Source organism: Stenotrophomonas sp. YIM B06876 (assembly GCF_030711595.1).
Classification (GTDB): domain Bacteria; phylum Pseudomonadota; class Gammaproteobacteria; order Xanthomonadales; family Xanthomonadaceae; genus Stenotrophomonas.
The window spans coordinates 1-1944 of sequence record NZ_JAUJUJ010000141.1; the positions used below are offsets into that span (position 1 = coordinate 1).

Below are 1944 nucleotides of genomic sequence, written 5' to 3' on the forward strand. Positions count from 1 at the left end.
ACCTTGGTTCTTGCCACATACTTTGCTTTTTCAGCAATGAACGAATCGGTTTGCATGCAATAGGAAACAAACTTCGGATTCATGGCGTGCCGAAAAGCGTAGCAGTGATCGTGGATGGCCACTTTCCCTGCACCAAGCCATGCCACCGCTTTACCAACATCTTCTACGGTTTCGCCGACATCGGTAATCACCACATCCCCAGGTTCTGCGTAGCGCAGTGATTCGGCCAAGTCCTTTCTAACCTGAGAAAAAACTTCGTGGGCAAAAGCACCATACCGGGTGTATATCTCACCGTAATGGATCGCATTGATTCCATCTGCGACATAGTCAGCCTTGGTGAAGCGTTTGCCGCGAATAAATTCTCCGATCTCACTCAACGGCCTCCATTCGACCGCTTCGTCTTCAAAGCGCAATAATTGGTCGCGATAGTGCTTGTATTGCTTTTTTCGGGCTGTAAGCTCGGCTGTAAGCTCGGCTGTAAGCTCGGCGAAGACGTCCAATATGCGAACGATTTCGCGCTGCACTTCAAGCGGCGGAACTGGGATTTTCAACTCGTTCAAGACGGATTGAGTCTGGCTTGGTACACCACCCGCCTGGTTCATTTCGCCTAGACCTGCCGTTGTCAAGAAGTAATAAAGGAATTTCGGACGAATCTGTGTTTCGTCAATTTCCGTGTAGAAGATGGTGTCAACGTTCCAGAACGGAGCATCAACGAAGAACAGATTGCCAAGCGAGCCTTTCCTCGGAATCAAGACTGAAGGCTTGTTGTAGGCGTAAGTGTCGGCATATCGCATGATTCCACCGGAGCCGTAAACTGGAAATTCGCCATCTCCAAGCGTCTTGTGATCTTTGCCGTTCTTGATACGCACAATGTCGCCAAGACGCTTGAACTCCACCCCGCCTGAGCAGGATTCGCTGATTAGGTCATCAATGTGACTCATGCCTCCAGCTCCTCGCCTTCGATTTCAGCGACGATGGCGTCAATGTCTTTGCGCAGCTGATCAATCTTGGCCACGGTGGTTTTCAGCTTTGCATTGAGCTGGGCAATGTCCACCACTTCGCGGTTGTCCTTGGCGTCGATGTAGCTGCTGACCGACAGGTTGTAGTCGTTAGCCGCCACCGTCTCGTATGACACCGACCGGGCGAAGTGATCCACGTTCGCCTTGCTGTCGAACACCGCCATGATCTGGTCAATGTGATTGTCCAGCAGCAGGTTGTTGTTGGTTCCCTTCTCGAAGTAGTCTTTGCCGCTGGCATCAATGAACTGGATGTTGGCATCGGTCTTGTGCTTCGAGAGCACCAGGATATTCACGGCGATGGTGGTGCCGAAGAACAGATTGGGGGCCAGCGAAATCACCGTTTCCACATAGTTGTTGTCGACCAGGTATTGGCGAATCTTCTGCTCAGCGCCGCTGCGGTAAAAGATGCCAGGGAAGCAGACGATGGCGGCGCGGCCTCTGGCCGATAGGTAGCTGAGCGCGTGCAGCACAAAGGCAAAGTCGGCCTTGGATTTAGGGGCCAGCACACCCGCCGGGGCAAAGCGGTCATCGTTGATGAGGGTGGGGTCGTCTGAGCCCTTCCACTTTACAGAGTAGGGCGGGTTGGAAACGATGGCGTCAAACGGCTNAGCTGAGCGCGTGCAGCACAAAGGCAAAGTCGGCCTTGGATTTAGGGGCCAGCACACCCGCCGGGGCAAAGCGGTCATCGTTGATGAGGGTGGGGTCGTCTGAGCCCTTCCACTTTACAGAGTAGGGCGGGTTGGAAACGATGGCGTCAAACGGCTTGTCGTCGCCAAAGTGCGGCTCGGTCAGGGTGTCGCCCAGCTGGATGTTGAACTTGTCGTAGTTGACGTTGTGCAGGAACATGTTCATCCGCGCCAGGTTGTACGTGGTGTGGTTAAGTTCCTGGCCAAAAAAGCCGTCTTCAATAATGTGTTGATCGAAG

The 1944-nt window shown here is 53.3% G+C and carries 3 protein-coding genes; all 3 read right to left on the reverse strand.

Annotated features, from left to right (window positions below; genetic code table 11):
* Positions 1–941 (reverse strand): restriction endonuclease subunit S (locus QZH66_RS15450; RefSeq protein ID WP_305806791.1); only part of this gene is annotated, 941 nt, incomplete at its 3' end.
* On the reverse strand, positions 938–1648 hold the full coding sequence (locus tag QZH66_RS15455) for a type I restriction-modification system subunit M (RefSeq protein WP_305806792.1): 711 nt from the start codon (positions 1646–1648) through the stop codon (positions 938–940). The genes QZH66_RS15450 and QZH66_RS15455, both read right to left, overlap by 4 nt.
* Positions 1617–1944, reverse strand: a 328-nt coding sequence (locus QZH66_RS15460) for an N-6 DNA methylase (protein WP_305806793.1), incomplete at its 5' end; no start/stop codon positions are given. The genes QZH66_RS15460 and QZH66_RS15455, both read right to left, overlap by 32 nt.